We start from the raw sequence: 26,196 nt of genomic DNA, 5'->3' as shown, positions 1-26,196 counted from the left end.
CCATCGGGTTGTGGCAGATGTCGGCGTCAGGGGTCAGGAGGCCATCGACGGTGTCGGCAGTTGGAATGAGCGGTCCCCGCTTGCGGGACTAAGCTGCGGAAGGACAGGGAGGGGAAGTTCCCCTTACTGCCTGACCGCTCTGAGGAGCGATTAACGATGTTCGAGAGGTTCACCGACCGCGCGCGGCGGGTTGTCGTCCTGGCTCAGGAAGAAGCCCGGATGCTCAACCACAACTACATCGGCACCGAGCACATCCTCCTGGGCCTGATCCACGAGGGTGAGGGTGTCGCCGCCAAGGCCCTTGAGAGCCTCGGGATTTCGCTCGAGGCGGTCCGCCAGCAGGTGGAGGAGATCATCGGCCAGGGCCAGCAGGCCCCGTCCGGCCACATCCCCTTCACCCCCCGTGCCAAGAAGGTTCTGGAGCTGTCGCTCCGCGAGGCCCTCCAGCTGGGCCACAACTACATCGGCACGGAGCACATCCTGCTCGGCCTGATCCGTGAGGGCGAGGGCGTCGCCGCCCAGGTCCTGGTCAAGCTGGGCGCAGATCTGAACCGGGTGCGGCAGCAGGTCATCCAGCTGCTCTCCGGTTACCAGGGCAAGGAGACCGCCACCGCCGGCGGTCCTGCGGAGGGCACCCCCTCCACGTCCCTGGTCCTCGACCAGTTCGGCCGGAACCTCACCCAGGCCGCTCGTGAGTCCAAGCTCGACCCGGTCATCGGGCGCGAGAAGGAGATCGAGCGGGTCATGCAGGTGCTGTCCCGCCGTACGAAGAACAACCCGGTGCTGATCGGTGAGCCCGGCGTCGGCAAGACCGCCGTCGTCGAGGGCCTCGCGCAGGCCATCGTCAAGGGCGAGGTGCCCGAGACCCTCAAGGACAAGCACCTCTACACCCTGGACCTCGGCGCCCTGGTCGCCGGCTCCCGCTACCGCGGTGACTTCGAGGAGCGCCTGAAGAAGGTGCTCAAGGAGATCCGCACCCGCGGCGACATCATCCTGTTCATCGACGAGCTGCACACGCTGGTCGGTGCGGGTGCCGCCGAGGGCGCCATCGACGCCGCGAGCATCCTCAAGCCGATGCTGGCCCGCGGTGAGCTGCAGACCATCGGTGCGACCACGCTGGACGAGTACCGCAAGCACCTGGAGAAGGACGCGGCCCTCGAGCGCCGCTTCCAGCCGATCCAGGTCGCGGAGCCGTCGCTGCCGCACACGATCGAGATCCTCAAGGGTCTGCGCGACCGCTACGAGGCCCACCACCGCGTCTCCATCACGGACGAGGCCCTGGTCCAGGCGGCGACGCTCGCCGACCGCTACATCTCGGACCGCTTCCTGCCGGACAAGGCGATCGACCTGATCGACGAGGCCGGTTCCCGGATGCGCATCCGCCGGATGACCGCGCCGCCGGACCTGCGCGAGTTCGACGAGAAGATCGCCGGTGTCCGCCGCGACAAGGAGTCCGCGATCGACTCGCAGGACTTCGAGAAGGCCGCTTCCCTGCGCGACAAGGAGAAGCAGCTGCTGGCCGCCAAGGCCAAGCGGGAGAAGGAGTGGAAGGCCGGCGACATGGACGTCGTCGCCGAGGTCGACGGCGAGCTGATCGCCGAGGTCCTCGCCACGGCGACGGGCATCCCGGTCTTCAAGCTCACGGAGGAGGAGTCGTCCCGCCTGCTGCGCATGGAGGACGAGCTCCACAAGCGGGTCATCGGCCAGATCGACGCCGTCAAGGCGCTGTCCAAGGCGATCCGCCGTACCCGTGCCGGTCTGAAGGACCCGAAGCGTCCCGGTGGCTCGTTCATCTTCGCCGGCCCGTCCGGTGTCGGTAAGACCGAGCTGTCCAAGGCCCTGGCGGAGTTCCTCTTCGGTGACGAGGACGCGCTGATCTCCCTCGACATGTCGGAGTTCAGCGAGAAGCACACGGTCTCGCGTCTCTTCGGTTCGCCCCCCGGTTACGTGGGCTACGAGGAGGGCGGCCAGCTGACCGAGAAGGTCCGCCGCAAGCCGTTCTCGGTCGTCCTCTTCGACGAGGTCGAGAAGGCCCACCCGGACATCTTCAACTCGCTGCTGCAGATCCTGGAGGACGGTCGCCTGACCGACTCCCAGGGCCGGGTCGTGGACTTCAAGAACACGGTCATCATCATGACGACCAACCTCGGCACCCGGGACATCTCCAAGGGCTTCAACCTCGGCTTCGCCGCCGCGGGTGACACGAAGTCCAACTACGAGCGCATGAAGAACAAGGTCCAGGACGAGCTCAAGCAGCACTTCCGGCCCGAGTTCCTCAACCGTGTCGACGACGTGGTCGTCTTCCCGCAGCTCAGCCAGGACGACATCCTGCGGATCGTCGACCTGATGATCCAGAAGGTGGACGAGCGCCTCAAGGACCGGGACATGGGCATCGAGCTCTCCCAGTCCGCGAAGGAGCTGCTGTCCAAGAAGGGCTACGACCCGGTGCTGGGCGCGCGTCCGCTGCGCCGCACGATCCAGCGCGAGGTCGAGGACACGCTGTCGGAGAAGATCCTCTTCGGCGAGCTGCGTCCCGGTCACATCGTGGTCGTGGACACCGAGGGCGAGGGCGACGCCAAGACCTTCACCTTCCGGGGTGAGGAGAAGTCGGCCCTCCCCGACGTCCCGCCGATCGAGCAGGCGGCCGGGGGCGGCGCGGGTCCGAACCTGAGCAAGGAGGCGTAGCCCTCCGGGGGTGAGCCTGGAAAGGGGCCGGCCCGGGACTTCGGTCTCGGGTCGGCCCCTTTCCGATGTCGCGTCCTCAGATCAGCTCGATCTCGGCGTGCGGGAAGAGGGCGGCGAGTCCGGCGGCGTCGACGGGGCGGGACTCGAGAATCTGGACGCCGCGTACGCCGGGGAACACGGGCAGCGCGTCCTGGCCGTGATCGAGGAACCCCGAGTGGAGCTGTAGTGAGGTCAGCCGTGGCAACCGGGAGATTTCCGCCCAGTCGGAAGCGGTGGCCCGTTGGCTGGAAAGGCCGAGGTGTTCGAGCGTGCCCCAGTGGGACAGGCCCCGAAGCCCGGTGACCTTGGTGGCTTCCCGGCCGAGGTGGAGGTGACGCAAGGGCGCGCCCGTCGGGAGCGAGTCGGTCAGGCGGGCGCCCGGCAGCTGCTGCCGGATGACCAGCTTTCGGAGTGAGTCCAGTTCGTTCAGCCCTCCGAGATCGGTGCTGCCGTAGACCGTGAGGCTTTCGAGCCGCAGCGCGGAGAGCCGCCCCAGGCCTCGTGCCGACGGGCACTCGCGCAGGGTGAGGCGCCGCAGGGAGCCGAAGCCCAGCAGGGGGGCCAGGTCGGTCAGTTCCGGGTTGTAGGCCACGAGGAGTTCCTGGAGCGTGCCCGGCTCCGGCACGCACGCCAGGATGTCGGTCATCGCGTGCGGGCCGTCGAGCCGGAGCTGGTTCCACGGCCGCATCACGGCGACCGCGCTCCGCTGCGCCGGATTCTGGCAGGTCAGGAACAGCCCCGCTCGGTCCAGGTGATCCAGTACTTCCCTGGCGTATCGCCGCGTCTCGAACCTTTCCCACGTGCCCACCAACTGCCGGCGCACCGTGAGTGAGGGATGCTCCCGGAACCGGCGCAGTACCGCCAGGGCTCCGCTCGGTTCGCTCTCGGCCAGCAGCGAGGCCGCGACGGTCACCCTGTGGGCCTGCGCGTGCGTGAGCCCTTGTGGACCCGGCAGCAGTTCGAGGACCAGGGCCCCTGCCTGTGTCAGTGCCCTCGCGTCCTCCAGCGATCCCGGCGGGATCAACGCCCCCGCCCGCGTCTCCACCTCCGCCCGCACCGCGGGGTCCAGGGCGGTCGCGTGCTCCAGGCAGGCCAGGGCCAGCAGTGTCAGACGCGGGGTGTCCTCCGCCAGCAGGCGGCGTAGCAGCACCGCCCGCTCGCCGGGCCGGGCGTGGGCCACCGCCATGCGGATGACGTCCTCCCACTGGGTGTCGCCCGCACGGCCCGCGAGGACGTCGAGGTGTCCCTCCTCGACCGCGTACCGTGCGCCCAGGTAGTCCTGGAAGGTGCGGTGGACGAAGTCCAGGGTGCCCTCGCCGGGCCGCCGCAGCAGCCCGCTGCGCAGGACCAGCGCCCGCAGCACCGTCGCCGCGTCGCCCTGCCCCGCCGCCGAGGCCACCGACGGCAGCGCCCGCTCCACGATGCCCTCGGCGGTCTCCACCGCCATCTCCGTGCGCCCGCTCAGCACCAGCGCGTACGCCAGCCGCTGGAGCAGCTCCAGCTGGGCCTCCTCGCTCAGCTCCACCGCCTCCATGCCCCGCTCCCGGTCCCGGCGGGCCAGCAGCATCGTGAGGGCGGCGTCGTACAACTCCTTGCGGCCGGTGGGGAGGTAGCCGCGGCGCTCCCGGTGCAGGGCGCAGATCAGGCCGCACATCAGGGGGTTGGTGGCGAGCCGGGCCAGGTCGCGCTTGGTGCGCAGGGAGTCCAGCAGCCCCGTCTCGAACTCGGGTGCCTCCGCGGCCGCGTGCCAGCGCCGTACGAAGGTCGCGACCTCGGGCTCCCGCATCGGGGTGAGAGACAGCTCCCGGAAGCCCTCGGCGGTCAGCCAGTCGGCGCGTACGGCGGTGGGGCGGGAGGTGAGCAGCCAGCGGTTGCCGGGGAAGGCGCGGGCCAGGGCGAGGAGCCAGTCGCGGGTACGGTGCCGTTCGGCGGCCGGGATCTCGTCCAGGCCGTCGACGAGGACCAGGCCCCGGCCGGCGCCCAGCACCCGTTCCGCCCAGCCCTCCGGAGGGGTGAGCGGGCAGCCGACGGCGGTCAGGAAGGCGGCGGGGGAGGGCAGTGTGCCCGCACGGATCAGCGTGCGCAGCGGCAGGACGTACGGGATCCGGTCGCCGTCCCGCGCGGCGGTCACCGCCAGCCACTGCACCAGCGTCGTCTTTCCGGAGCCCGCGTCGCCGCGCAGCAGTACCCGGTCGTGGGCGGTCAGCGCGGTCTCGGCGGGGAGACGGACGGTGCTTTCCGGTTCGGCCGGCTCACCCGGGAGCGCGGTCCGTTCGCCCTCCGCGGTGGCCTCCAGGCTCAGATACGCGACCTCCAGCGGCCACCGGTCCGGCGAGTCGCGCAGGTCGATGCCGTAGATGGTGATGCGGTTGTGCTGCTCGGCGACGTACGGCAGGTAGCGGCGTTCGAACGCCGTGTCGCGGGCGTCCGGGCGGGGGACGCGGGCGATCAGCTCGTCGACCTTCGCGATCAGCTCGGCCTGGCCCCGGGTCTGCTCCACCAGCGTCCGCGCCACGAACGTCGAGCGCCGGGTGAAGAACTCCAGGATGTGCAGGCAGGCCCACTCGGTCGCCGAGTCGAGGAAGTGGCGGGCGTCGGTGGAGAGCCCGTCGCCGGACCCGGCGGCCTGCCGGCGCAGCCGGGCGGCCAGCTCACCGTGCCCGAGGCGCACCGCCTGCACGTCGTCCATGTCCAGGTCGCCCAGGGCGAGGAGCCGCGCCGCCAGGGCGTCGGCGACGGCGCCGGTCTCGCCGGGGGGGAAGGGCGGTTCGCCCGGGGAGTCCAGGGCCGCCGCCACCAGCTTCCCGGCGAGCCCCCGCACCTCCCTCTCGCCCAGGGTGCGCTGCTCGCCCCGGAAGGACACCAGGCGGGTCAGCCGGACCGGCCGGTCGACCAGTCCGGCGCCGGGGCCGCCCGTCGCGAACAGCTTCTTCACCAGCGGGGCGACCAGGCTGGACGCCAACTTCCCGCCGAGTACCGCCGGTTCCATGCGCCACCCCCGTGATCGATCGACCACGGGAGCCTATCCGGCGTCAGCACTCCCGCGTCAGGACAGCTGACCGTCGTAGTCCGGGAGCTTGAAGGTCTTCTCGGCGTGGCCGCCCGACAGGTCGGTGGCGCTGTTGCCGATGTTCGCGATGATCGTGTAGCCCTTGGACTCGATCTTCGCGCGCTGCTCGGTCTTGTACACGGCGACGTCCTTGAAAAGGTCCAGGAAGCCGCGGACGTACAGCCCGGAGGACGCGTACCCGGCGTGGGCGAGGTTCCACTCGGTGGGCGCCTCGACGATGCCGGGGCGGGCGGTCACGAAGAACAGGGCGACGCCGTGCTCCTGGGCGTACTCGGCGACCTCCAGGACCGGCCGGTTGGCGGGCTGCGGGTAGCTGAAGCCGAAGTCGGTCTCCAGGGAGGTGTTGTCGATGTCGAGGACGACGGCCTGCTGCTCGCCGGGGGCGGAGTCGGCGATCCGCTCCTTCAGGTACGGCAGCGCCGCGTCCATCACGGCCCGGCAGTCCCGCTGCCAGGTGTCGTAGTCGGCGTCGGCGGCAGCGGCCGCCGTCACCGACGCGGGCGGGGTGGACTCGGCCGGGGCGGCGACGGACGGTGTGACCGTCGCGGTGAGCGCCGCCGCGACCACGGCGGCCGTGCCCGCGGCACGCCACCAGGTGCGCCGGGTCTGTCTGGTCTGTCCGGTCTGGTCGGTCATGGGGGGTGGGGTCCTCTCATGCCTGCGCGGATGCCTGACGGCACAAAGTTGTCGCGTGCATGCTTGCCCCAGCAAGTGGCCGGTCGGCAACGATTGGGTTACTGAGCGGTAGTCAGCTCCTCGGCCTGCGGCTACGCCGTGATCTCCACCCCGTCCGGCACGTTCCGCACCCGCGGCAGACGGGGATTGACCCGCAGCACCCGCAGCCGGGGGAGGCCGGAGAGCCACGAGACGTCCGTGTCGGGCAGCTCCGCGTTCAGCCACAGGTGGGTCAGCTGGTCGGGGAGCAGTCCCGCCAGCAGCTCCTCGGCCCGCATCACCCCGGCCACCTGGATGCGCGGACGCCCGCCGAGTTCGCGCAGGGCCGCCAGCTCGGCGGTGTCGGAGACCGGGAAGTAGAGGCCGTCCGGTTCCAGGTGGGCGATGATCTCCTGGGCGTACCGCTCGGTGTCGAAGTGCCGCCAGCCCCGGGCCAGTTCGGCGCGCACCGGCAGGGCGGCACGGGAGCGCAGCCGGACCAGGTAGTCGATGGCGGCGTCGTCCTGGACGCGGGTCGCGGTGTAGGCGAGCAGCAGGGCCTGCCGGTCGTCGGGGACCTGGCCCGGGTCGGGCAGCAGCTCCAGGACGATGGGGCCGACCCAGCCCAGTCCCCGGGCGGCCAGTTCCGTGGTCGGGCGCACCAGGTTCTTCGTGCGGTCGTGGACGAGGCGCTGGACGGCCGGGTCGAGTTCGGTGACGTGGTCCAGGCAGGCCGCGGCCATCAGCCGGCGGTGGTTGATCTGCGGGCGGCGCAGTCCGGGCGCGGGCGCCAGCAGCCGTTCCAGGAACTGGGCGCACTCCTCGGGGCGGGCGTGGGCGGCGGCCATGCGGATGACCTCCTCCCACTCGGACTGGTGGGCGTGGTCCACCAGCGTGGGGAAGCGGCCGCGGGCCACGATCTCCTTGGCGGCCAGGTAGTCCTGGAAGGTGCGGTGGACGAAGTCGACCGACGCGCCCGACCGTTCGCGCAGCAGACCCGTGCGGTGCAGCAGATGCCGGAAGATCTTCGCGCCGTCCCCCTGCGCGCGGGCGGCGGGCATCGCGGGCAGCGCGGCGTCCAGGATGCCGACGGCCCGTTCGCGGGGCAGCTCGGAGGCGTCCTCCTCCAGCATGGCGTGCGCCAGCTTCTGCAACAGCCGTTCCCTGGTGCTCTGCTGGAGCCGCACGTCGTCGGCGTACAGCACGTCCCGTTCGGGGTCGCGGCGCTGGAGCAGCATCTCCAGGGCCGCGTCGTACAGCTCCTTGCGGCCGCTGGGCAGGGAACCGGCCCGATCCCGGTTGAGGGCGCATATCAGCCCGCACATCAGGGGGTTGGTGGCGAGCTGGCGCAGTTCGCGGTAGATCCGTACGGAGTGCAGCAGCCGCTGCTCGTACTCGTCCAGTGTGCTGCGCTCCCGTTCCCGTTCCCGCGGTCCCGCGGAGCGGCTCTGCTCGTCGAGGCGGGCCGCCGAGTGCCAGTCCCGGATGAACCGCGTGACCTGGTCCCGTGACATGGGCGCGAGGGACAGCTCGACGAAGTCCTCCTCGGCCAGTCCGCCCCCCGACAGCCAGCCCTCCGACACCGCGGACGGCCGGGAGGTGACCAGGCAGCCGTTGCCGGAGAAGACGCGCAGCAGCCGGCGGAGCCGGTCGCGCAGCTCGCCGCGGGTCTTCTCGGGCGCCTCGTCGATGCCGTCGACCAGCACCAGTGCCCGGCCCGCGAGCAGGGTGCGCACCACCCACCCCTCCGGTGCCCGGTCGGCGAGCGGGTGCCGGACCGCGTGCAGGAAGTCGTCCGGGGCCGGGAAGCCCTCGCGGGCGAAACTGCGTACCGGGAGCACGAAGGGGACCCGGGAGCCCTCGCGGGCGGCGGCCACGGCCAGCCACTGCACCAGGGTCGTCTTGCCCGAGCCGGCGCCGCCGCGCAGCAGGACCCGTTCGTGGTCCACCAGGGCGCGGTCCGCGAGCAGCACGGTGCGCTGCTCGTCCTCGGCGCCGCGCACGCCGCCGCTGCGCTCCTCCGCCTCCAGGCTCAGATAGGTCTCCTCCAGCGGCCAACGGTCGGGCGCGTTGGGGAAGTCCACGCCGACGATGGTCAGCCAGCCGTGCTGCCGGGCGACCCACTGGGCGTACTCGGCCTCGAACGCCACGTCGTCCTGCGGCCGTTCGGCCTGCCGTGCCGCGGCCTCGGCGTCGCCCTGGTCGACCAGCTGGGCGATCCGGCTCGCCCGCCCCGGCAGGTGCCGCTGGAGGTACGGGGAGCGCCGCACCAGGTGGTGCAGGACGTGCAGGCACACCGAGACCAGCAGCGCGTCGTGGAACCAGGCCGCGTCCGGCGACAGTTCCCGGTCCGCGCCCTGCACGGCGCCCCGCAGCCGCCGCGCGTAGTCCTGCGGCCCCAGCCGTACGGCGTCGGCGTCGGTGACGTCGACCTCGGCGATGGCGAGCAGGGTGCGGGCCAGGACGTCGACGACCGGGGCCAGTTCGGCGGTGGGCGCGGTATGCCGCTCGGCGGCGAGGTGCACCAGGTCGGCGGCGGTGCGGTGGACGTCGTCCGGTGTGGCCGTGGCCGTGGTGCCGCGCCAGGTGACGAGCCCGGGGACCGGTTCGGAGAACACCGGTGGCCGGGCGGGGTCGCGGAAGAGCCGGTGGACGAGGGGGGCGGCGAGACGGGAGGGCGTGCGGACGACGGCATCCATGAAGGTGGGTTACCCCTGGCGGTCGGCGGACGGGAAGATGAGAGACACTCCGTGCGGCACTTCGCGAGCCACGGCGGGGTCCAGCTCCGTGTACACGGTGACCTCCTGGAGAGAGGGGAACGCGGACAGCCAGGACAGCCCCTCCACGGGATGCGGAGCGTCCAGGGACAGGTCGCGCAGAGGCTCGGGAACGATCAGTTCCGTCAGATCCTCGACGCGGTAGGGGGCCAGGACGTGGATCCGTTCCCAGCCACCGAGCGAGCGCAGCGCCCGCAGGTCCTCGGCCGAGTGCACGTCGACGAGGTACTGCGCGGGCAGGTGGGCGAGAATCTCGCGGGCGTACTGCTCCCGGTCGAACGCGTGCCACGCGGCGGCCAGCTGTCCACCGACATACGGGTCCGGGTGGTCCCGGAACCGGGACAGGAACTGCAGAGCGGCCTCGCTGTGTACGTGGATCGCCGTCTGCACCACCAGTGCCGCGGTCTCCGCGTCGATGCCGTCAGGTCCCGGCAGCAGCCCCAGCACCAGATCGCCCCCGGCCCGCGCCACCTCCCGCGCCGCCTCGCCGGTGGCCGGCGGAACATGCGTGGCCAGCCCGTCCTCCACCCGCCGCCGCACGGTCGGCTCCACCTCGGCCGCGTACCGCAGCCCGGCCGCCGCCAGCAGCGTCCCGCGCGAGGTGCCCAGCTCCGTGAGCCGGCGCAGCATGTGCTCCGCCTCCTTGGGCCGGGCATGGGCGAGGGCGAGCAGGATCACGTCGTCCCACTCGTCCAGGTGGGCGTGGTTGACCAGCAGGCCGAAGTCCATCTCCTGCACGGCCAGCCGGGCGCCGAGATAGTCCTGGAAGGTGCGGTGCAGGAAGTCCACCCGGCCCTCGGCGGGCTCGCGCAGCAGCCCGGAGCGCAGCAGCAGCGCGCGGTAGACCTCCTCGCCGCCGGTGTCGGCCAGGTTCAGCGCGGGCAGCGCCCGGTCCACGATGCCGAGCGCCTCGTCCCGGTCCATCTCCTGCCGGCTGTTGCGGATCAGCCACCAGGCCAGTTTCTGCAGCAGCTGCACCTGCGTGGCGAACGCGAGGCGCACCCCGTCGGAGCCGTGCAGCTCCCGTTCCCGGTCCCGGCGTTCCAGGAGCATGGTCAGGGCGGCCTCGTAGAGCGACCTGCGGTCCTGGGGCAGGAAACCGCGCCGGTCGCGGTGGAGGGCGCACAGCATGCCGCACATGAGCGGGTTGGTGGCCAGCCCGTTCAGCTCCGAGGTGCCCCGCACGGCGGCCAGCAGGGACTCCCCGACGGACGGGTCCACCTCGGCCGCCCGGTGCCAGCGCCGTACGAAGGTGGCGACGCCGTCGCGGCCCATCGGGGCGAGCACCAGTTCGTGGAAGCCCTCGGCGGTCAGCCAGTCCTCCGGTACGGCGGACGGGCGCGAGGTGACCAGCCACAGGTTCCCGGGAAAGGCCCGCACCAGCTCGCGCAGCCAGCGCCGGGCGGCGGCCCGGCGGTCCCCGGCGATCTCGTCGATGCCGTCGACCAGCAGCACCCCGCGCCGGGCCCGCAGGACGCGCTCCACCCACCCCGGCGGCTGCTCCCCGGCGACGGGGCAGCCGACCGCGCGCAGGAAGTCGCCGGGGAAGGGCAGCTCGGCCCCCGGCCGGACGATCCGGCGCATCGGCAGCACGAACGGCACCCGCCCGATGAGGTGGGTCAGCCCGTGGTCGTAGACCCGGCTCGCCGCCGTGACGGCCAGCCACTGCACGAGGGTCGTCTTGCCGGACCCGGCGACGCCGCGCAGGAACACCTGGTCGTGCCCGGCGAGCACCTGCTCGGCGGCCACGACCCGGTACTCCGCGTCCCGGCGCCCGTCCCGCCCCGCCCGCGGCCGGGTCGCCTCCAGGCTCAGATACGCCGTGTCCAGCGGCCACTCGCGCGTCCCGGCGTCCAGACCGTAGATGGTGAGCGTGCCGTACCGGGCGGCGACGTGGTCCGCGTAACGCTCCTCGAACCCGGCGTCCTCGGCCGACTGGGACGGCAGCCGCTCCAGCAGGACGTCGACGGCCCGCACCAGCCGGGACAGCTGCTGCGTCTGGACGGTCTGCTGCCGGGCGACGTAGGTGGAGCGCTGGGTGAGGAAGTTCAGGATGTGCAGCGAGGCGGTGTGCAGCAGCCGCTCGTACAGCAGCGTGCCGCCCTCGCCGAGCCCGTACGGGGCCAGCGGCACGCCCGCGCCCAGCTCGCGGGCGAAGCGCTCGGGGCCGAGCCCGACGGCCTCGAAGTCCTCGACGGTGATCTCGCCGAGCCGGGTGAGCGTGCGGGCCAGGGCGTCCTGCACGGCAGTCGCCTCGGCGGCGTCGACGGGCTCCTCGCCGGGCCCTGCCGCGGTCAGCGCCCGGCGGACCAGCTCCCCGGCGATCCTGTCGACGTCCTTGGGCGTGACGTTCCGCTTCTCGCTCCGGAAGGTCACCAGCGCCGATATCCGCACCGGGCGGTCCACCAGACCCGCTCCCGGCCCGTCCCGCACGAAGAGCCGGCGGACCAGGGGCGCGACCGCGCTGGACGCGACACGGGCCCCGAGTGCTGTGACGTCGACCATGCTCCGAGCCTAGGTGAACCCCCTTGCGCGGGGGGCGGGTTAGCCGGGACGGGAGTAGCCCCCGTCACATTCACCGGCCCTTCGGTCAGGGCGGCCGGTGATGTGCCGCACAGGCCGATCGGGGTGTACTACGGGGAATAGTGGCCGCCACAAGAACTACGAAAACGGACATACCGGAGCAGTTGAGTGGGGGCTTTCCGGGGCTCTGAGCTGGTTTTGTCCAAAATGGCCGTTCTGGTGAGGGTCATGAAGTTTCACTCCGAAGTACTAAATACGGTCGTAGGTCACACCTTTGTGCGGTTCGGGGTCGCCGGGTTACCAAGGTTGAGCCCGCCCGGTGAGCGCCTGGTGCGTCCCGCCGGTGGGCATTCCTCTGCACCCGTCCCCATGAGGTTCGAATGTTTCCGCGTGTCACGTCCCGTTCTTCCCGTACGACCATCCGCACCCGCGCCGCGGTGATGGCCGCCGGCCTCGGAGCCTCGGTCGCACTGGGAGCCGGGGTCGCGGCCGCCACCGGCACCACGGCGGCCCCCAGCACCACCGCCGCCGCGAGCGCCGTAGAGGCCCAGGCCGCGGCGCAGGCCAAGGCGGCGAAGGCCGAGAAGGCCGCCGCGAGCGCCGAGAAGAGCACCACCGCCAAGAAGACGGCCACCAAGAAGAAGGCCGCCTCCTGGGTCGACCCGGTCAAGAAGTACGAGCTGAGCGCCAGCTTCGCCCAGAACGGCGGCATGTGGGCGCACAAGCACAGCGGCCAGGACTTCGCCGTGCCGATCGGCACCAACGTCGTCGCCGCCCACGGCGGCACCGTGGTCAAGGCCGGCGGCAACGGCGCCGGTGACGGCCCCGCCTACGGCAACGCGATCGTCATCAAGCACGGCAACGGCACGTACTCCCAGTACGCGCACCTGTCCAGGATCAACGTGAAGATCGGCCAGATCGTGAAGACCGGCCAGTCGATCGCCAAGTCCGGCAACACCGGCAACTCCAGCGGTCCGCACCTGCACTTCGAGATCCGCACCACCCCGAACTACGGCTCGGCCGTGGACCCGGTCGCCTTCCTGCGCGGCAAGGGCGTGACCGTCTGACGGACGGGCTATGCGCCCCCGGCTCCCCGGTGGGCCTGGGTGACCAGATCGATGGCGACCTCGAGAACGGCAGCACGCTGTTCCTCGGGGTCGCCTTCGAGGTCCCGGAGCACGAACATCCCGGCGTGCAGCGTGAACAGCGCGGTGATGCAGCGGACCTGGTCGGTCAGGTCCGCGTCCGGGTCCATGAGGATGTCGCGCAGGCCGAACATCCGGTTCTTGAACAGCTCGCCGATGCGCAGGTCCCGCACCGTCGCCTGGTTCTCCTGCATGAAGCGGAACAGCGGTGTCGCGCCGGCCAGCGCCTCGCTGTAGCGGCGGACGATCTCCTGCTTCGTCTCCAGGGTGTGCGGCTGCTCCCGGCCCCAGTCGATCAGGTCCTCCAGCGGCCGGGAGAGGTCCTCGAAGATGCTGACGAGGATCTCTTCCTTGGTCTTGAAGTGGTAGTAGAGCGCGGCCTTGGTGACGTCCAGGCGCTCGGCGATCTCGCGCAGGGAGGTCTTCTCGTACCCCTGCTCCGCGAAGAGCTCGAGCGCCACGTCCTGGATGCGCTGGCGGGTGTCCCCGCGGCGTCGCTGCTGCCTGGTGCCGTTCATTGTGCCGCCCATCCTCCTACGCACCTCCTGCCCCGCGCACATTCCGAAAAACTTACTTGACGCCCGGCTAGTTACGCGACTACCTTCCCCAGTGTAGACAGCTTGCCGGGCGGCAAGTAAGTGGCAAGTGGCACAGCGGTAGCTGGGGGAGTGGGAGAGATGGCCGAGAAAACGGAGGCGGTGGCCGCCGAGGCCGGCGCCGGCAAGCAGCCGAGGAGTGTGCGGGTCGTCCTGCTCGCCCTCATGATCGCGATGATGCTCGCGATGCTCGACAACATGATCATCGGCACCGCGATGCCGACGATCGTGGGTGAACTGGGCGGCCTGGAGCACCTCTCCTGGGTCGTCACCGCCTACACCCTCGCCACCGCGGCCTCCACCCCGCTGTGGGGCAAGCTCGGCGACATGTACGGGCGCAAGGGCGTCTTCATGACGTCGATCGTGATCTTCCTGGTCGGCTCGGCGCTCAGCGGCATGGCCCAGGACATGGGCCAGCTCATCGGCTTCCGCGCCATCCAGGGCCTGGGCGCCGGCGGTCTGATGGTCGGCGTCATGGCGATCATCGGCGACCTGATACCGCCCAGGGAGCGCGGCAAGTACCAGGGCATGATGGCCGGCGTCATGGCGCTGGCGATGATCGGCGGACCGCTGGTCGGCGGCACCATCACCGACCACTGGGGCTGGCGCTGGTCCTTCTACATCAACCTGCCGCTCGGCCTGGTCGCGCTGGTCGCCATCAGCGCCGTACTGCACCTGCCGAAGAAGCGCAGCGAGGCCCGGATCGACTACCTGGGCGCGGCACTGCTCAGCATCGGCATCACCGCCATCGTGCTCGTCACCACCTGGGGCGGCACTGAGTACGCCTGGAGCTCCGCGCGGATCATGGAGCTGATCGGCATCGGCGTCGCCGCGCTGGTCGGGTTCGTGTTCTGGCAGACCAAGGCCGCGGAGCCGGTCGTGCCGCTGCACATCTTCCGCAGCCGCAACTTCACGCTGATGTCCTTCATCGGCTTCATCGTCGGCTTCGTGATGTTCGGCGCCACCCTCTTCCTGCCGCTGTACCAGCAGTCGGTGCAGGGCGCGTCCGCCACCAACTCCGGACTGCTGCTCCTGCCCATGCTGGGCGCGATGCTCGTCACCTCGATGGTCGCCGGCCGGGTCACCACCAACACCGGCCGCTACAAGATCTTCCCGGTGGCGGGCGGCGCGCTGATGACCGTCGGCCTGTTCCTGCTGTCGACCATGGACACCGACACCACCCGCTTCACCTCCGGCCTGTACATGGCCGTCGTCGGTCTCGGCATGGGCTGCCTGATGCAGATCACCATGCTGGTGGCGCAGAACAGCGTGGAGATGAAGGACATGGGCGTCGCGTCCTCCTCCACCACCCTCTTCCGCACCCTCGGCTCCTCCTTCGGCGTCGCGATCATGGGCGCGCTGTTCAACCACCGCGTCCAGGACGTCATGGCCGAGCGGGCCCCCTCGGGCGGCTCCCGGGCGACGGAGCAGTCGGCGACGCTGACCGCGGACGCACTGGAGGCGCTCCCGGCAGCGGTCCGCGACGCCTACCAGCACGCGGTGTCCGCCGGTACCCACGGCGCGTTCCTGCTCGGCGCCGCGGTGGCCGTGCTCGCGCTGGTCGCGGCGGTCTTCGTGAAGGAGGTCCCGCTGAAGGGCGCGGGCCCGAAGGCGGCCGACGCCCCGGCCGACGGCGGCGACCCGGCCACGGCGAAGGCACCGGTCGCCGAGACCGTCTGACCTCACGGCGGCCCGCCGCCTGCCCCTGACGAGGCCCCCGGGTGGATGTGTCCCCCGGGGGCCTCGTCGTGGCCGTGGTCCGGTGTCAGCGCCTGCGCGCGGTGACCAGGGCGAAGGAGAGGTACGCGCCGCGGTCGGCGGTCAGCATGTCGATCACGGCCCGGTCGCCGTCGGCGCCGGCGCCGGCGCCGTTGTCCGGGCCGGCGTCCGCGTCCCGGCCGGCGGCCCGGTACCCGGCGCCCGCCCGGGCCCACAGCAGCCAGTCCCGCCAGGCGTCCGGTTGCAGGCGCGCGGAGGTGACGTCCACCAGCCCGGTGATCTCCCACTGGAAGCGCCACCACTCGGCGGTGTGCCAGGCCATCGCCTCCCAGCCGACCACCTCCCTGATGTGCGGCGGGATCGCCCCCAGCTCGCGCACCTCCCGGGTCAGGGCGGGAGTCGCCACGCCCAGCTGCCCACCGGGCCGCAGGAACCGGACGAGGTACGGCAGGTAGGTGTCCGCCGTGCCGAAGTACTCGAACGCGTCGACGCTCACGATCGCGTCGAAGCTCGCCTCCTCGAACGGCAGCGCGTGCGCCTCCGCCCGTACGGCCTCCACCCGGTCCCCGACCCCCGCCTCGGCGAACACGGCCGCCGCCTCCTCGGCCGCGATCCACCAGTCGGCCGCGACGACCTCGGCGCCGTACTCACGGGCCAGGAACACCGAGGTCGCGCCCTTCCCGGAGCCGAGGTCGAGAATCCGCATCCCCGGGCGCAGCTCCAGGCCCCCGGCGAGATCCTCCAGCAGCCACAGCGGATGGGGCCCCATGTCGAGACCGAGCAGCCAGGCGGGGTCGTAGCGGGAGGAGCGGGGATAGCGGTCGGGGCGTACGAGTTCACTGAGGGAAGTCACGATCACGGACCCAAGCGGAACGCCCCGCCGGGCACAACCGGGTTCTCCAGGTCAGCGACGGCCGTACGCGAACCCCACCGTCCGCGCACTCCCCTACTGCTCCTCCCGCGCCGCCTGCCGGGCGAGGAACTCCTCGAACGCCGCCCTCTGCTTCGGGTCCATGAAGCCCTGGCGGACACTGCGGGCCCTCTCCTCCAGCCAGTGCGCCTCGGCGGGGTCGAGCAGCTCCGCGACCACCACGCCGTCCCGGGCCACCGCCGTACGCCCACTGACACGGCGCCGGAAGAGCGTGAACGGACCGAACTCCTCGGGGTGGGCCAGTTCAAGCTCCTCCGCCCGGTCTCCCGCCGCGTAGGCGGTGGGAGACCAGTGCTCCCAGAGGGCCAGCGTCGCCGCGGGCACCAGCACCCCGTGCAGCAGGGGCCGGCCTCCCTCCCACACGAACGTGACCGTGACCGGCTCGCCGACCGCCTCGGCCAACCCCAGCACCCGCTCCACCTCGTCGTCGACCGGGTGAGCGACCTCTGCCTCGATGCGTATGCCCATGGCGATTCAGGCTACGGGCGCCCGCACCATGAACACGTCCACCGGGTCCTCGCTCTCCACGGCGAAACCGTGCCGTTCGTAGAGCCGCCGCGCCGGACTGCCCCGCAGTACGTTCAACCGGACCACGGTGCCCTCGCGGTCGCAGCGCTCCAGCAGCTCGCGCAGTACGGCCGTGCCGATGCCGCCGCCCTGCGACTGCGGGGCCAGATAGAAGTGCTCCAGCCAGTGGGCGTCCTCGGCCGGCCGCAGCGCCACGCACCCGGCGAACGCGCCACCCCTCTCGATCACCCGGGTGTGCGCGGGGACGAACCCGTCCCGCAGTCGCTGCCGCACCCGCTGCGCGTCGTACCGCCCGAGCCGCTCCAGATCCGCCCGCAGCACCAGGGCACGCAACTCGGCCACCGCCTCGACGTCCGCCGCCGAAGCCGGCCGCATTCCCCAGTCCGCCACGATCGTCAGACTAGTGCGCTCATCCCCGGGCGAGCAGCCGCTCCACCAGCAGCAGGGCGCCGACCAGGATCATCGCCGCGCCCGAGAAGCGGGACACCGCCGTGGCGATGGCCGGGCGGGCGCCCAGGACCCGGCGTGCCGTGGTGCCGACGCCCGTGTAGACCACGGCGCAGTTGGCCGTGTGCACCAGGCCGAGGGCGACGATCTGCGCGGCGAAGGGCCAGTCGGCGTCCCGGGCGGCGAACTGCGGCAGGAGGGCGAGGAACAGCAGCAGCGCCTTGGGATTGAGGCCGCTGATGCCGACCCCGCGGGCCGCCCGGCCCACCCACGAGCCGGAGCCGTCGCCCGCGTCGCCGTCCTCGGCACGGGGCGTGGCGGGGCGGGCCAGCGTCGTGGCGCCGAGCCAGATCAGATACGCCGCCCCGGCGGCCGTCAGCGCGGTCAGCACCGTGGGCGAACCGGCGACCGCGGTCGCCAGACCCGCGGCGACCACGGCGGTCAGCAGGACGTAACCGCTCAGCATGCCGCCGACGGCGGGCAGCACCGACCGGTGACGCAGCCCCGCGGTGATCGCGTAGGCCCAGTCCGCCCCGGGGACCAGCACCAGCAGGAAGGACACCGACCAGAAGGCCCCGATGCCGGCGATCTCCACGTCTCCACCTCACCCTTCTTCCGGCTCTCCAGGGCAGATTAGGAGAGATCGTCCGAAAGGTGCTTTCAAGATTTCCCCGCACGTCTCCCGTGCGTGGAAGGATTTCCCCTATGGATGACGTGGACCGGAAGATTCTTGCCGAGCTGCAGAAGGACGGTCGGCAGACCCTGACCGAACTCGCCGAGCGGGTCCGGCTCAGCGTCTCTCCCTGCCACCGGCGGCTGCGCGCCCTGGAACGCTCCGGGGCGATCACCGGCTACCACGCGGCACTGAACGCCCCGGCGCTCGGCCTCGGCTTCGAGGCGCTGGTCTTCGTCACCATGCGCTACGAGGACCGCCAGACCGTCGCCGCCTTCGAGACGGCCGTCGCCGAGATCCCGCACGTCCTCCAGGCCCAGCGGCTGTTCGGCGACCCCGACTACCTCCTGCGCGTCGTCACCCGCGACCTGGAGGCGTACCGGCGGCTCTACGACGAGCGCCTCGCCTCCCTCCCCGGCGTCCAGCGCCTCAGCTCCACCCTCGTCATGGCCAACCTGGTCGAGGCCCGCCCCCTGCCCCTGTGACATCCGGCGTCCGGCCGCAGTCGGTGCCCGTGCCGCCCTCCCCGAAAACCACTCGACCGGGGCGGCCCGCGCCAGGAGCATGGGCACCGAACCCACGGAAGGGAACGCTGTGGAGCCGACGGAACTGCGCCGCGCGGTCGAGACCGCCCGGACGACGGCTTCGGAGCTGGGCCTCCGGGTCGACGAGGTGCGCGTCGTCCACAACTCGGACCGCGTCGCACTGCGCCTGCTCCCGTGCGACGTCCTGGCCCGGGTCGCGCCTTCGGGGCACCTGGCCGAGGCCGCCTTCGAAGTGGAGGTCGCCCGCCGGCTCGCCGGCGTCGACGCTCCGGTGGCCGGACTCGACCCGAGGGCCGACCCGGAGGTCCAGGTGCGGGGCGCCTTCGCCGTCTCGCTGTGGACCTACTACGAACCGGTGGGACCGGAGATCGCGCCGGCCGACTACGCGGACGCGTTCCTGCGGCACCATGCCGCCCTGCGCCGGATCGACGTGGACGCCCCGCACTTCACCGACCGGGTGGCCGTCGCGCTGGCAGGCGTGGACGACCGGGAGCGGTCACCCGAGCTGTCCGACTCCGACCGGGCGTTCCTCCACGACACACTCGGCCGCCTGAGTGCGGAGACCGGCGCCGACAGAACACGCGACCAGCTGCTGCACGGCGAGCCGCACCCGGGAAACCTCCTGAACACGCGCAGGGGCCCGCTCTTCATCGACCTCGCGACGTGCTGTCGCGGGCCGGTCGAGTTCGACCTCGCCCATGGGCCCGAAGAAGTGGCCGGGCACTACGCGGGCGCCGATCCCGCACTGGTCCACCGGTGCCGCGCGCTGAACTGGGCGTTGTTCTCCGCCTGGCGCTGGCGCCGGGAGGACCAGATGCCCGACCGGGACCACTGGCGGGCACAGGGGCTCGACCGGGTGCGTGCCGCACTCGATCGGCTGTGACCGCCGAGCCGCCGGGCGTCACGCCCGCGTGCGTCACCGCCGCCGGGCGTCACCGCCGCCGGGACGCCTCCGGGGACGTCTCCCGGGGCGGCGACGACGTGCCGCCGCTCGACCGGTCCGGCAGCATCGGGTAGCTCCCCGTGTTGGTCGGCGCGTGCTCCGGCAGCCACAGGACGGCGACCGCCCCCTCGGCCGGTACGTGCGCGGGGGCACCGGCCGGGCGTACGTTGCGGAAGGTGAGCCGGGCGCCCAGGACCCGGGCCTGGCCCGCCGCGATGGTCAGCCCCAGCCCGTGCCCGCGCCCGGCCCGGTCCGTGCTGCCGGTGCGGAACCGGCTCGGTCCCTCGGCCAGCAGGTCCTCGGGGAAACCCGGCCCGTGGTCGCGGACCCGGATCACCCGGCCCTCCACGCTGACCTGGACGGGCGAGCGGCCGTGCCGGGCGGCGTTGGCGAGCAGGTTGAACAGCACGCGCTCCAGGCGGCGCGGGTCGGTGGTGACCGCGGACTCGTGGATCACCCGCACCTCGACGGCCGGGTCCTTGGCCGCCACCCGCCGGGTCACGAAGTCGCCCAGCATGATGTCCTGCAACTCGGCCCGCTCCGATGCCCCGTCGAGCCGCGCCACCTCCAGGACGTCCTCGACCAGCGTGCGCATCGCCTTCGCCCGGTCGAGGACCAGCTCGGTCGGCCGGCCCGGCGGCAGCAGTTCGGCGGCCGTGAGCAGACCGGTCACCGGGGTGCGCAGCTCGTGCGCGATGTCCGCGGTGACCCGGCGCTCGGCCTCGATGCGCTGCTGCAAGGCGTCCGCCATCGCGTCCACGGCGCGCGCCACGTCGTCCGTCTCGTCCCGCACGACGCCGCCGATGGCCTCCCGCACCCGGACGTCGGCCTCGCCGTTGGCCACCTGGTTCGCGGCGGCGGCCTTGCGCAGCCGGCGCGAGAGCTGGCCGCCGATGAGCACGCCCAGCGCGCTGCCGCCGAGGACGACCGCGATGGAACCGATGACCAGGGCCTGGTCCAGGTCGCTGAGGATGTCCGCGCTGCGGTCGGTGAAACCGGAGTGCAGCGACATCACGTGCCCGTCCTTGAGCGGTACGGCCGCCCAGATGTCCGTCACACCGTTCGCCCGCTCGGAGACGTACGTGGCCCGCCGCCCCGCCTCGACCTTGCGGCGCAGCTCCGGCGGCAGTTCGGGGTCGTCGATCTGGGCGTTGGGGAAGTTCTGCCGCCCGGACAGCTCGTAGTTGCGCTGGGCGATCAGGACCCGGTCGTCGGCGAGATCACGGGCGTTGTCGAGCATCGACACCCGGGCGGCGTTGTGCACGACCAGGCTCAGCGCGACCGCCACCAGCGCGCCGACCAGCGCGATGGCCGCGCTCAGCTTCCAGCGCAGCCCGGTGCGGATGCCCCGGGCACGCAGACCGCGCGCGCCGAGGATGCGCGTACGCCCGCCCGGTCCCGCGTGCTCGCCGGGCCCCGTGTGGTCGTACGGGTGCCCCGGCGGCGAGACGGTCCGGCGTTGTCGGAAGAACCCCCGCATATCCCTGTGTCCCCGCTCAGGCCTTCAACTTGTAGCCGAAGCCGCGGACCGTCTCGATCCGGTCCTGGCCGATCTTGGTGCGCAGCCGCTGCACGTGCACGTCGACGACCCGGGTGTCCCCGCCCCAGCCGTAGTCCCACACGCGTTCCAGCAGCTTGTCGCGGGAGAGCACGGTGCCCGGCGCGGAGGAGAACTCCAGCAGCAGCCGCATCTCGGTCGGGGTGAGCCCCACCGGCCGCCCGGCCCGGAGCACCTCCATGCCGTCCGTGTCCACCTCCAGATCGCCGAAGGTGAGCACGCCCCCCGTGTCCCCGGCACCGGTCGCCTCCGCCCGGTCGCCGCCCCCGGCGTGCCCGAAGCGCCGCAGCACCGCCCGGATCCGGGCCACCAGCACGGCCCCGTCGAACGGCTTGGTGACGTAGTCGTCGGCGCCGGCCTCCAGGCCGAGCACCACGTCGATGGAGTCCGCCCGCGCCGACAGCATGATCACCGGCACCGTGGACTCGTCCCGGATCCGGCGGCACAGGCTCACGCCGTCGAGGCCGGGGAGCATGACGTCGAGCAGGGCGATGTCGGGACGGTCGGCCCGGAAGGACTCCAGGCCCGAGAGCCCGTCGGGCATCGCGGTGACCGCGAAGCCGTCCCGCTCCAGGGCGAGCTGGGTGGCCTCGCGGATGACGTCGTCGTCCTCGACGAACAGGACGTGGGTCTGGTCTGCCATCCCGGTGCTCTCAGTCCTCATGGTGTGGTCGGTCGAACGGGTCGGTCGCCGGAACGCCCGCGGCGTCCCCACTCGGTCATCGGTACGAGCGGCCCGATCGGTTCACGTCGGCCGGCGCGACGGAGCGGTTCAGCTGTCCGGCTCCGGAGCCGGGGTGGGCGCATTCCCCGCGGCCTTGCTGTAGTCGTTGTGGGTGCGGTACTCCTCGGTGAACCGGTCCGACGCCCAGCGGTACGTGATCACGTTCTCGCCGGACGGACTCGACACCGGATCGCCCTTGTCGTACACCTGCTTCGTCACCACCAGGTCGCCGCGGTCGATCTCCGCGTAGACCGGAGGCTCCTCCGCCCGGAACACATTCTGGTACGCGCCGTCCTCCTCGCGGTACACGTAACTGCCCACACCCACCGCGTCACCGCACGTCAGCACGTTGACGACGACGTCGTCCGCCGAGCCGTCCGTCAGCTTCCCGTACGACACGTCGACCGGGTACTCGTCGGCGACGCACGGCTTCAGCTCGCGCTTGACCTCCGGGGACACCTTGGGGTCGGCCTTGACGAGCCGCACCGCGTCGACCCGGTCGGGGGCCTTCGAGGGGGACGCCTTCGCCGCCGGCGCGGGGGGCGACGAGGCCGCGCCGCCCACCGCGTCCGCGTGGGCCGGCCCCTCGTCCCGGGCGCCGGTGCCGCCGGTCCCGCAGCCGGACAGGGACACGCCGAGGGCGACGAACACGGCCACCGCCGTACTCGCCGCCTGCGTGGTTCTCCCGGTCTCCCCGGGTGTCCGACCGCCGGTCAGGCCGCGCAACGCTCCTGCTCCTCACGCTCCAGCGCCCGTGCGTCCAGATCGCGGGCGACCAGCTCCTCGCGGAGCCGGGCGAGCGCCCGGTGCAGCGTGCTCTTGACCGTTCCCGCCGACATGCCGAGGGCGGCGGCGGTCTCCTCCGTTGACATCTGCTCCCAGTGTCGCAGCACCACGACGCTGCGCTGCTTCGGGGCGAGCACCTTCAGGACGTCCATCAGCAGGGCGCGGTCCGCGTGCTGCTCGGTGGCGTCCTCCATAGGGGACTCGGGGAGCTGCTCGGTCGGCACCTCCTCCAGCTTCCGCGCCCGCCACCACTCGGTCCGGGTGTTGATCATCACCCGGCGCAGGTAGGCGTCCGCGAGCCGCTTGTCCTCGATGGTCTCCCAGCGCCCGTACGTCCGCGCCAGCGCGGTCTGCAGCAGGTCCTGGGCGTCGATGGGGTCGGGGACCAGGCGCCTGGCGCTGCGCAGCAGCGCGTCCTGCCGGGTGCGGACGTACTCCTCGAACTCGAGCACCTCGCCCATGTCAACCGCCTTCCGATCCCCGTACTCCGACGGTGGTCACCGCCGGCCCACTGCCTGTGGTCCGTTGTCGTGCCGCGCCCTCTGGGCACGCAAACGAAGTTAGGGAAGCGTTGTCACGGCGCTGTGCGAAGCAGCCTGCGGCAAACCCTCGGCTGTCCGTCGGTTGTGTAACGGAAGGAGGAACCGGGTAAATCGCCGCACCACTTGATGGTGACATCAGGTGATGTGCCCGATATGGGCGCCGTCACAAAGATGCCGCGGCGGCCGCCGTGTGTCAGCTCATCGGCAGCCGGTACAACCCGTCCGCCAGCGGCTCCACCAGACCGTCGGCCACCAGGCCGTCCAGAGCGCGGGCGCGCTGGACCGGTTCCTGCCACACCTGGTCGAGGGCCGCCTGCGACACCGGCCCGGCCGCGTCCCGCAGTACCGCGAGCAGCCGCCCACGCACCTGCCGGTCGGTGCCCGCGTACGTCTGGCCGCGTCGCGGCGGCCCGTCGTGGGCGGGCTTGCCGGCCAGCCGCCAGGCGCACTGGGCCGCGATCGGGCAGCGGTGGCAGGACTCGTTCTTCGCCGTGCAGACCAGCGCGCCCAGCTCCATCGAGGCGGCGGCCCAGCGGGCGGCGCTCGCCTCCTCGGCGGGCAGCAGCGCCCGGGCCAGCTTCCGCTCGGCGGCCGTGGTGGCGTTCGGCGGGTACTGCACGCCGGTGACCGCGCGCGCGAAGACCCGGCGGACGTTGGTGTCCAGCACGGCGTGCCGCTGGCCGTAGGCGAACGAGGCGACCGCCGCGGCCGTGTACTCGCCGATGCCGGGCAGCGCCAGCAGTTGGGCGTGGTCGGCGGGTACGTCGCCGCCGTGCCGCTCCGTTATGGCCGCGGCGGCGCCGTGCAGACGCAGGGCCCGGCGCGGGTAGCCGAGCCGGCCCCAGGCGCGCACGGCCTCGCCGGGTGCCTCGGCGGCGAGGTCGGCGGGGCGCGGCCAGCGGGCCATCCACTGCTCGTAGACGGGCCGGACGCGGCTGACCGGGGTCTGCTGGAGCATGAACTCGCTGACCATCACGCCCCAGGCACCGGCCTCGGGGCGCCGCCACGGCAGATCGCGGGCGTGCTCGTCGAACCAGTCGATGACGGGGGCGTGCAGCGGCACACCGGACGCGGCGGGGTCGGAGGGTCCGCCTGGCGAGGGCTTCGTGGGCGCAGTCATGACCCTCCGATCCTGCCACGGGAGGACCTCCGCACGGGAACACCGCCACCGGGTGGTTCCGGACGGTCTCCGGAATGATGATCCGTAAAAGTTGCGGGCCGGAACGGCGGGTGGGACAAGGGAACGCGCCTATGTCTCGTACAGTTTGCGCCGTGGGATCACTGCGCAATCCGGTCGGGCCGCTTCCCTCCTCCATCTACTGGCGACGGAGGGCCGTACTGCTGTCTCTTTTCGCCCTGTTGGCGCTGTTGATCACATGGATCGTGGTCTCCGGCGGCGGGGGTGGCGGCAAGGGCCGGGACGACGGGGCCGACGGCAAGAACCCGGCACCGTCGATCACTCCGGGCCCCTCGGGTTCCGGCCCGGCGATCAGCCAGGCGCCGGGCGGCCGCGACGAGTCGGGGGACTCCAACGGCTCCGGTTCCGGGTCGAGTTCCGGCGGCGACGGCTCGGGCGACGGTTCCGGGTCCGGTTCCGGCGGCGGGTCGGGCGGTGACGGCGGCGGGTCGGGCAGCGCCGGAGGCGGCGGCGCGGTGACCGGCGTCGGCGCGGGCGACGCGCTGCCGGGCGGGTCGGCCCTGCCCAACTGCACGCCGGGCGCCGTGAAGTTGAGCCTGCGCAGCGTCCGCAACAGCTACTCGCCCGGGCAGACCCCCGCCTTCGAACTGACCGCGCGCAACACCTCGGGCGGCGACTGCAAGGTCGATCTCGGCCCGAAGCACGCGGTGTTCACGATCACCCCCGCCGACGGCGACGACGCCTACTGGGCCTCCGACGACTGCGTCGAGGGCACGGGCAGCCTGCGCTACCGGGTCGCCGCGGGCAGCGGCATCACCTACACCGTCAAGTGGGACCGCAAGCCCAGCGCCCCCGAGTGCGGTACGCCGCCGGCGGGTTCCGCGAAGGCGGGCACCTACCTGGTCGAGGCCAAGGCGCCCGGCTTCGAGAAGGTCCAGACGTCCTTCGTCCTGAAGAACGACTGACCGGACGCGCGGCCGCCCCCGCCGGGGCCCGCCGCGCGTGTCAGACGCAACGCTCAGACGTCACGCTCAGACGTAACGCTCCAGGATGGACGACTCCGCCAGCCGCGACAGCCCCTCCCGGACACTGCGCGCCCGCGCCTCGCCGACGCCGTCCACCGTCTGGAGGTCGTCGACACTGGCGGCGAGCAGCTTCTGCAGGCCGCCGAAGTGCTCCACCAGCCGGTCGATGATCGCGCCCGGCAGCCGCGGCACCTTGGCCAGCAGCCGGAACCCGCGCGGCGACACCGCGGAGTCCAGCGTCTCGGGCGACCCGGTGTATCCCAACGCCCGTGCCACCGTGGACAGTTCCAGCAGCTCGGCGTGGCTGAGCTTGTCCAGCTCGGCGAGCGCCTCGTCGACCGTGCGGGAGCGCTTCGCGGTCGGCTCGGGCACGTAGTCCCGCACGACCAGCTCGCGCTCCGGCTCCACCCCGGCGATCAACTCGTCCAACTGCAGCGCCAGCAGCCGCCCGTCCGTCCCCAGCTCCACCACGTACTCGGCGATCTCGGTGGCGATCCGGCGCACCATCTCCAGCCGCTGCGCGACCGCCGAGACGTCCCGCACCGTCACCAGGTCCTCGATCTCCAACGCCGACAGCGTGCCCGCGACCTCGTCGAGGCGCAGCTTGTACCGCTCCAGGGTCGCCAGCGCCTGATTGGCCCGCGACAGGATCGCGGCCGAATCCTCCAGCACCCTCCGCTGCCCGTCCACGTACAGCGCGATCAGCCGCATCGACTGCGAAACCGACACGACGGGGAACCCGACCTGCTTGCTGACCCGGTCCGCCGTACGGTGCCGCGTACCGGTCTCCTCCGTGGGAATGGTCGGATCCGGAAGCAGCTGCACCCCCGCCCGCAGGATCTTCGACAGGTCCGAGGACAGCACGATGCCGCCGTCGAGCTTGCACAGCTCCCGCAGCCGGGTCGCGGTGAACTCGACGTCCAGCACGAAGCCGCCCGTGCACATCTGCTCGACGGTCTTGTCGGAACCCAGCACGATCAGACCGCCGGTGTTGCCGCGCAGGACCCGCTCCAGGCCGTCGCGCAGCGGGGTGCCGGGCGCCACGGCGCTCAGTGAGGCGCGCATCAGGCCATCGGCACCGGCACTCCCACCGGACTTTCCGGGAGCTGCTGCCCGGTCGTTGGCTGCCACTGCACTCCTCCGGTCGC

The 26,196-nt window shown here is 72.2% G+C and carries 21 protein-coding genes; 6 read left to right on the top strand and 15 right to left on the bottom strand.

What is annotated here, in order from left to right:
• Positions 1-156: 156 nt before the first annotated feature.
• Positions 157-2,685: an ATP-dependent Clp protease ATP-binding subunit gene (locus BZZ08_RS11150; RefSeq protein ID WP_104632021.1), complete on the top strand. Its 2,529-nt coding sequence runs from the start codon at positions 157-159 to the stop codon at positions 2,683-2,685.
• Between the two features lie 76 nt (positions 2,686-2,761).
• Here BZZ08_RS11150 and BZZ08_RS11145 read toward each other — a convergent pair whose 3' ends face one another.
• The 4 genes from BZZ08_RS11145 to BZZ08_RS11130 form a co-directional block, all read right to left on the bottom strand.
• Positions 2,762-5,713: an NACHT domain-containing protein gene (locus BZZ08_RS11145; RefSeq protein WP_104632020.1), complete on the bottom strand. Its 2,952-nt coding sequence runs from the start codon at positions 5,711-5,713 to the stop codon at positions 2,762-2,764.
• A 57-nt stretch (positions 5,714-5,770) separates the two neighbouring features.
• Positions 5,771-6,430, bottom strand: a complete 660-nt coding sequence (locus BZZ08_RS11140; protein WP_104632019.1) for an HAD family acid phosphatase — start codon at positions 6,428-6,430, stop codon at positions 5,771-5,773.
• Between the two features lie 131 nt (positions 6,431-6,561).
• On the bottom strand, positions 6,562-9,147 hold the full coding sequence (locus tag BZZ08_RS11135) for an NACHT domain-containing protein (protein ID WP_104632018.1): 2,586 nt from the start codon (positions 9,145-9,147) through the stop codon (positions 6,562-6,564).
• A gap of 9 nt (positions 9,148-9,156) precedes the next feature.
• Positions 9,157-11,730, bottom strand: coding sequence for an NACHT domain-containing protein (locus BZZ08_RS11130; protein WP_104632017.1), 2,574 nt, complete (start codon positions 11,728-11,730; stop codon positions 9,157-9,159).
• Between the two features lie 398 nt (positions 11,731-12,128).
• On the opposite strand from BZZ08_RS11130, the gene BZZ08_RS11125 reads away from it, so the two are divergent.
• Positions 12,129-12,815: a M23 family metallopeptidase gene (locus BZZ08_RS11125; RefSeq protein ID WP_104632016.1), complete on the top strand. Its 687-nt coding sequence runs from the start codon at positions 12,129-12,131 to the stop codon at positions 12,813-12,815.
• Positions 12,816-12,823: 8 nt separating this feature from the next.
• Here the strand turns inward: BZZ08_RS11125 and BZZ08_RS11120 are convergent, their stop codons facing one another.
• Positions 12,824-13,411: a TetR/AcrR family transcriptional regulator gene (locus BZZ08_RS11120; RefSeq protein WP_104632015.1), complete on the bottom strand. Its 588-nt coding sequence runs from the start codon at positions 13,409-13,411 to the stop codon at positions 12,824-12,826.
• Positions 13,412-13,570: 159 nt separating this feature from the next.
• Here BZZ08_RS11120 and BZZ08_RS11115 point away from each other — a divergent pair, with 159 nt between their 5' ends.
• Positions 13,571-15,169: an MDR family MFS transporter gene (locus BZZ08_RS11115; RefSeq protein ID WP_104632014.1), complete on the top strand. Its 1,599-nt coding sequence runs from the start codon at positions 13,571-13,573 to the stop codon at positions 15,167-15,169.
• An 85-nt stretch (positions 15,170-15,254) separates the two neighbouring features.
• Here BZZ08_RS11115 and BZZ08_RS11110 read toward each other — a convergent pair whose 3' ends face one another.
• From BZZ08_RS11110 to BZZ08_RS11095, 4 genes are all read right to left on the bottom strand, one after another.
• Entirely contained in the window at positions 15,255-16,061 is an 807-nt protein-coding gene (locus tag BZZ08_RS11110; protein ID WP_198601415.1) for a methyltransferase domain-containing protein, read from the bottom strand.
• Positions 16,062-16,154: 93 nt separating this feature from the next.
• Positions 16,155-16,607, bottom strand: a complete 453-nt coding sequence (locus BZZ08_RS11105) for a hypothetical protein (protein ID WP_104632013.1) — start codon at positions 16,605-16,607, stop codon at positions 16,155-16,157.
• A 6-nt stretch (positions 16,608-16,613) separates the two neighbouring features.
• On the bottom strand, positions 16,614-17,042 hold the full coding sequence (locus tag BZZ08_RS11100; protein ID WP_446750252.1) for an N-acetyltransferase family protein: 429 nt from the start codon (positions 17,040-17,042) through the stop codon (positions 16,614-16,616).
• 34 nt (positions 17,043-17,076) lie between these two features.
• A complete protein-coding gene (locus BZZ08_RS11095; RefSeq protein ID WP_104632085.1) occupies positions 17,077-17,703 on the bottom strand; it encodes a LysE family translocator in 627 nt (208 codons plus the stop codon).
• A 116-nt stretch (positions 17,704-17,819) separates the two neighbouring features.
• Here BZZ08_RS11095 and BZZ08_RS11090 point away from each other — a divergent pair, with 116 nt between their 5' ends.
• Positions 17,820-18,272, top strand: a complete 453-nt coding sequence (locus tag BZZ08_RS11090; RefSeq protein ID WP_104632011.1) for an Lrp/AsnC family transcriptional regulator — start codon at positions 17,820-17,822, stop codon at positions 18,270-18,272.
• Between the two features lie 109 nt (positions 18,273-18,381).
• The gene (locus BZZ08_RS11085) at positions 18,382-19,215 is read left to right on the top strand and encodes a phosphotransferase (protein ID WP_104632084.1); all 834 of its coding nucleotides are present in this window, start codon (positions 18,382-18,384) and stop codon (positions 19,213-19,215) included.
• A gap of 49 nt (positions 19,216-19,264) precedes the next feature.
• Here the strand turns inward: BZZ08_RS11085 and cseC are convergent, their stop codons facing one another.
• The 5 genes from cseC to BZZ08_RS11060 form a co-directional block, all read right to left on the bottom strand.
• Complete coding sequence (gene cseC / locus BZZ08_RS11080; RefSeq protein WP_104632010.1) at positions 19,265-20,755, bottom strand: two-component system sensor histidine kinase CseC; 1,491 nt, start codon at positions 20,753-20,755, stop codon at positions 19,265-19,267.
• Between the two features lie 16 nt (positions 20,756-20,771).
• The gene (gene cseB / locus BZZ08_RS11075) at positions 20,772-21,476 is read right to left on the bottom strand and encodes a two-component system response regulator CseB (protein WP_104632009.1); all 705 of its coding nucleotides are present in this window, start codon (positions 21,474-21,476) and stop codon (positions 20,772-20,774) included.
• A 129-nt stretch (positions 21,477-21,605) separates the two neighbouring features.
• Positions 21,606-22,283: a hypothetical protein gene (locus tag BZZ08_RS11070; RefSeq protein WP_198601410.1), complete on the bottom strand. Its 678-nt coding sequence runs from the start codon at positions 22,281-22,283 to the stop codon at positions 21,606-21,608.
• Entirely contained in the window at positions 22,271-22,804 is a 534-nt protein-coding gene (locus BZZ08_RS11065; protein WP_104632007.1) for a SigE family RNA polymerase sigma factor, read from the bottom strand. Before BZZ08_RS11065 ends, BZZ08_RS11070 begins: the two co-directional genes overlap by 13 nt.
• Before the next feature lie 274 nt (positions 22,805-23,078).
• Positions 23,079-24,005: an A/G-specific adenine glycosylase gene (locus BZZ08_RS11060; protein ID WP_104632006.1), complete on the bottom strand. Its 927-nt coding sequence runs from the start codon at positions 24,003-24,005 to the stop codon at positions 23,079-23,081.
• A 152-nt stretch (positions 24,006-24,157) separates the two neighbouring features.
• On the opposite strand from BZZ08_RS11060, the gene BZZ08_RS38965 reads away from it, so the two are divergent.
• Positions 24,158-24,988, top strand: coding sequence for a hypothetical protein (locus tag BZZ08_RS38965; protein WP_198601409.1), 831 nt, complete (start codon positions 24,158-24,160; stop codon positions 24,986-24,988).
• A gap of 66 nt (positions 24,989-25,054) precedes the next feature.
• Here BZZ08_RS38965 and disA read toward each other — a convergent pair whose 3' ends face one another.
• Positions 25,055-26,179 (bottom strand): DNA integrity scanning diadenylate cyclase DisA, encoded by a 1,125-nt coding sequence (gene disA, locus BZZ08_RS11045; RefSeq protein ID WP_030184212.1) that lies wholly within the window; start codon positions 26,177-26,179, stop codon positions 25,055-25,057.
• Positions 26,180-26,196: the final 17 nt, after the last annotated feature.

It is taken from the genome of Streptomyces sp. MH60, from assembly GCF_002939385.1.
Lineage (GTDB): Bacteria > Actinomycetota > Actinomycetes > Streptomycetales > Streptomycetaceae > Streptomyces.
This window is presented reverse-complemented; position numbering and strand designations above follow the sequence as displayed.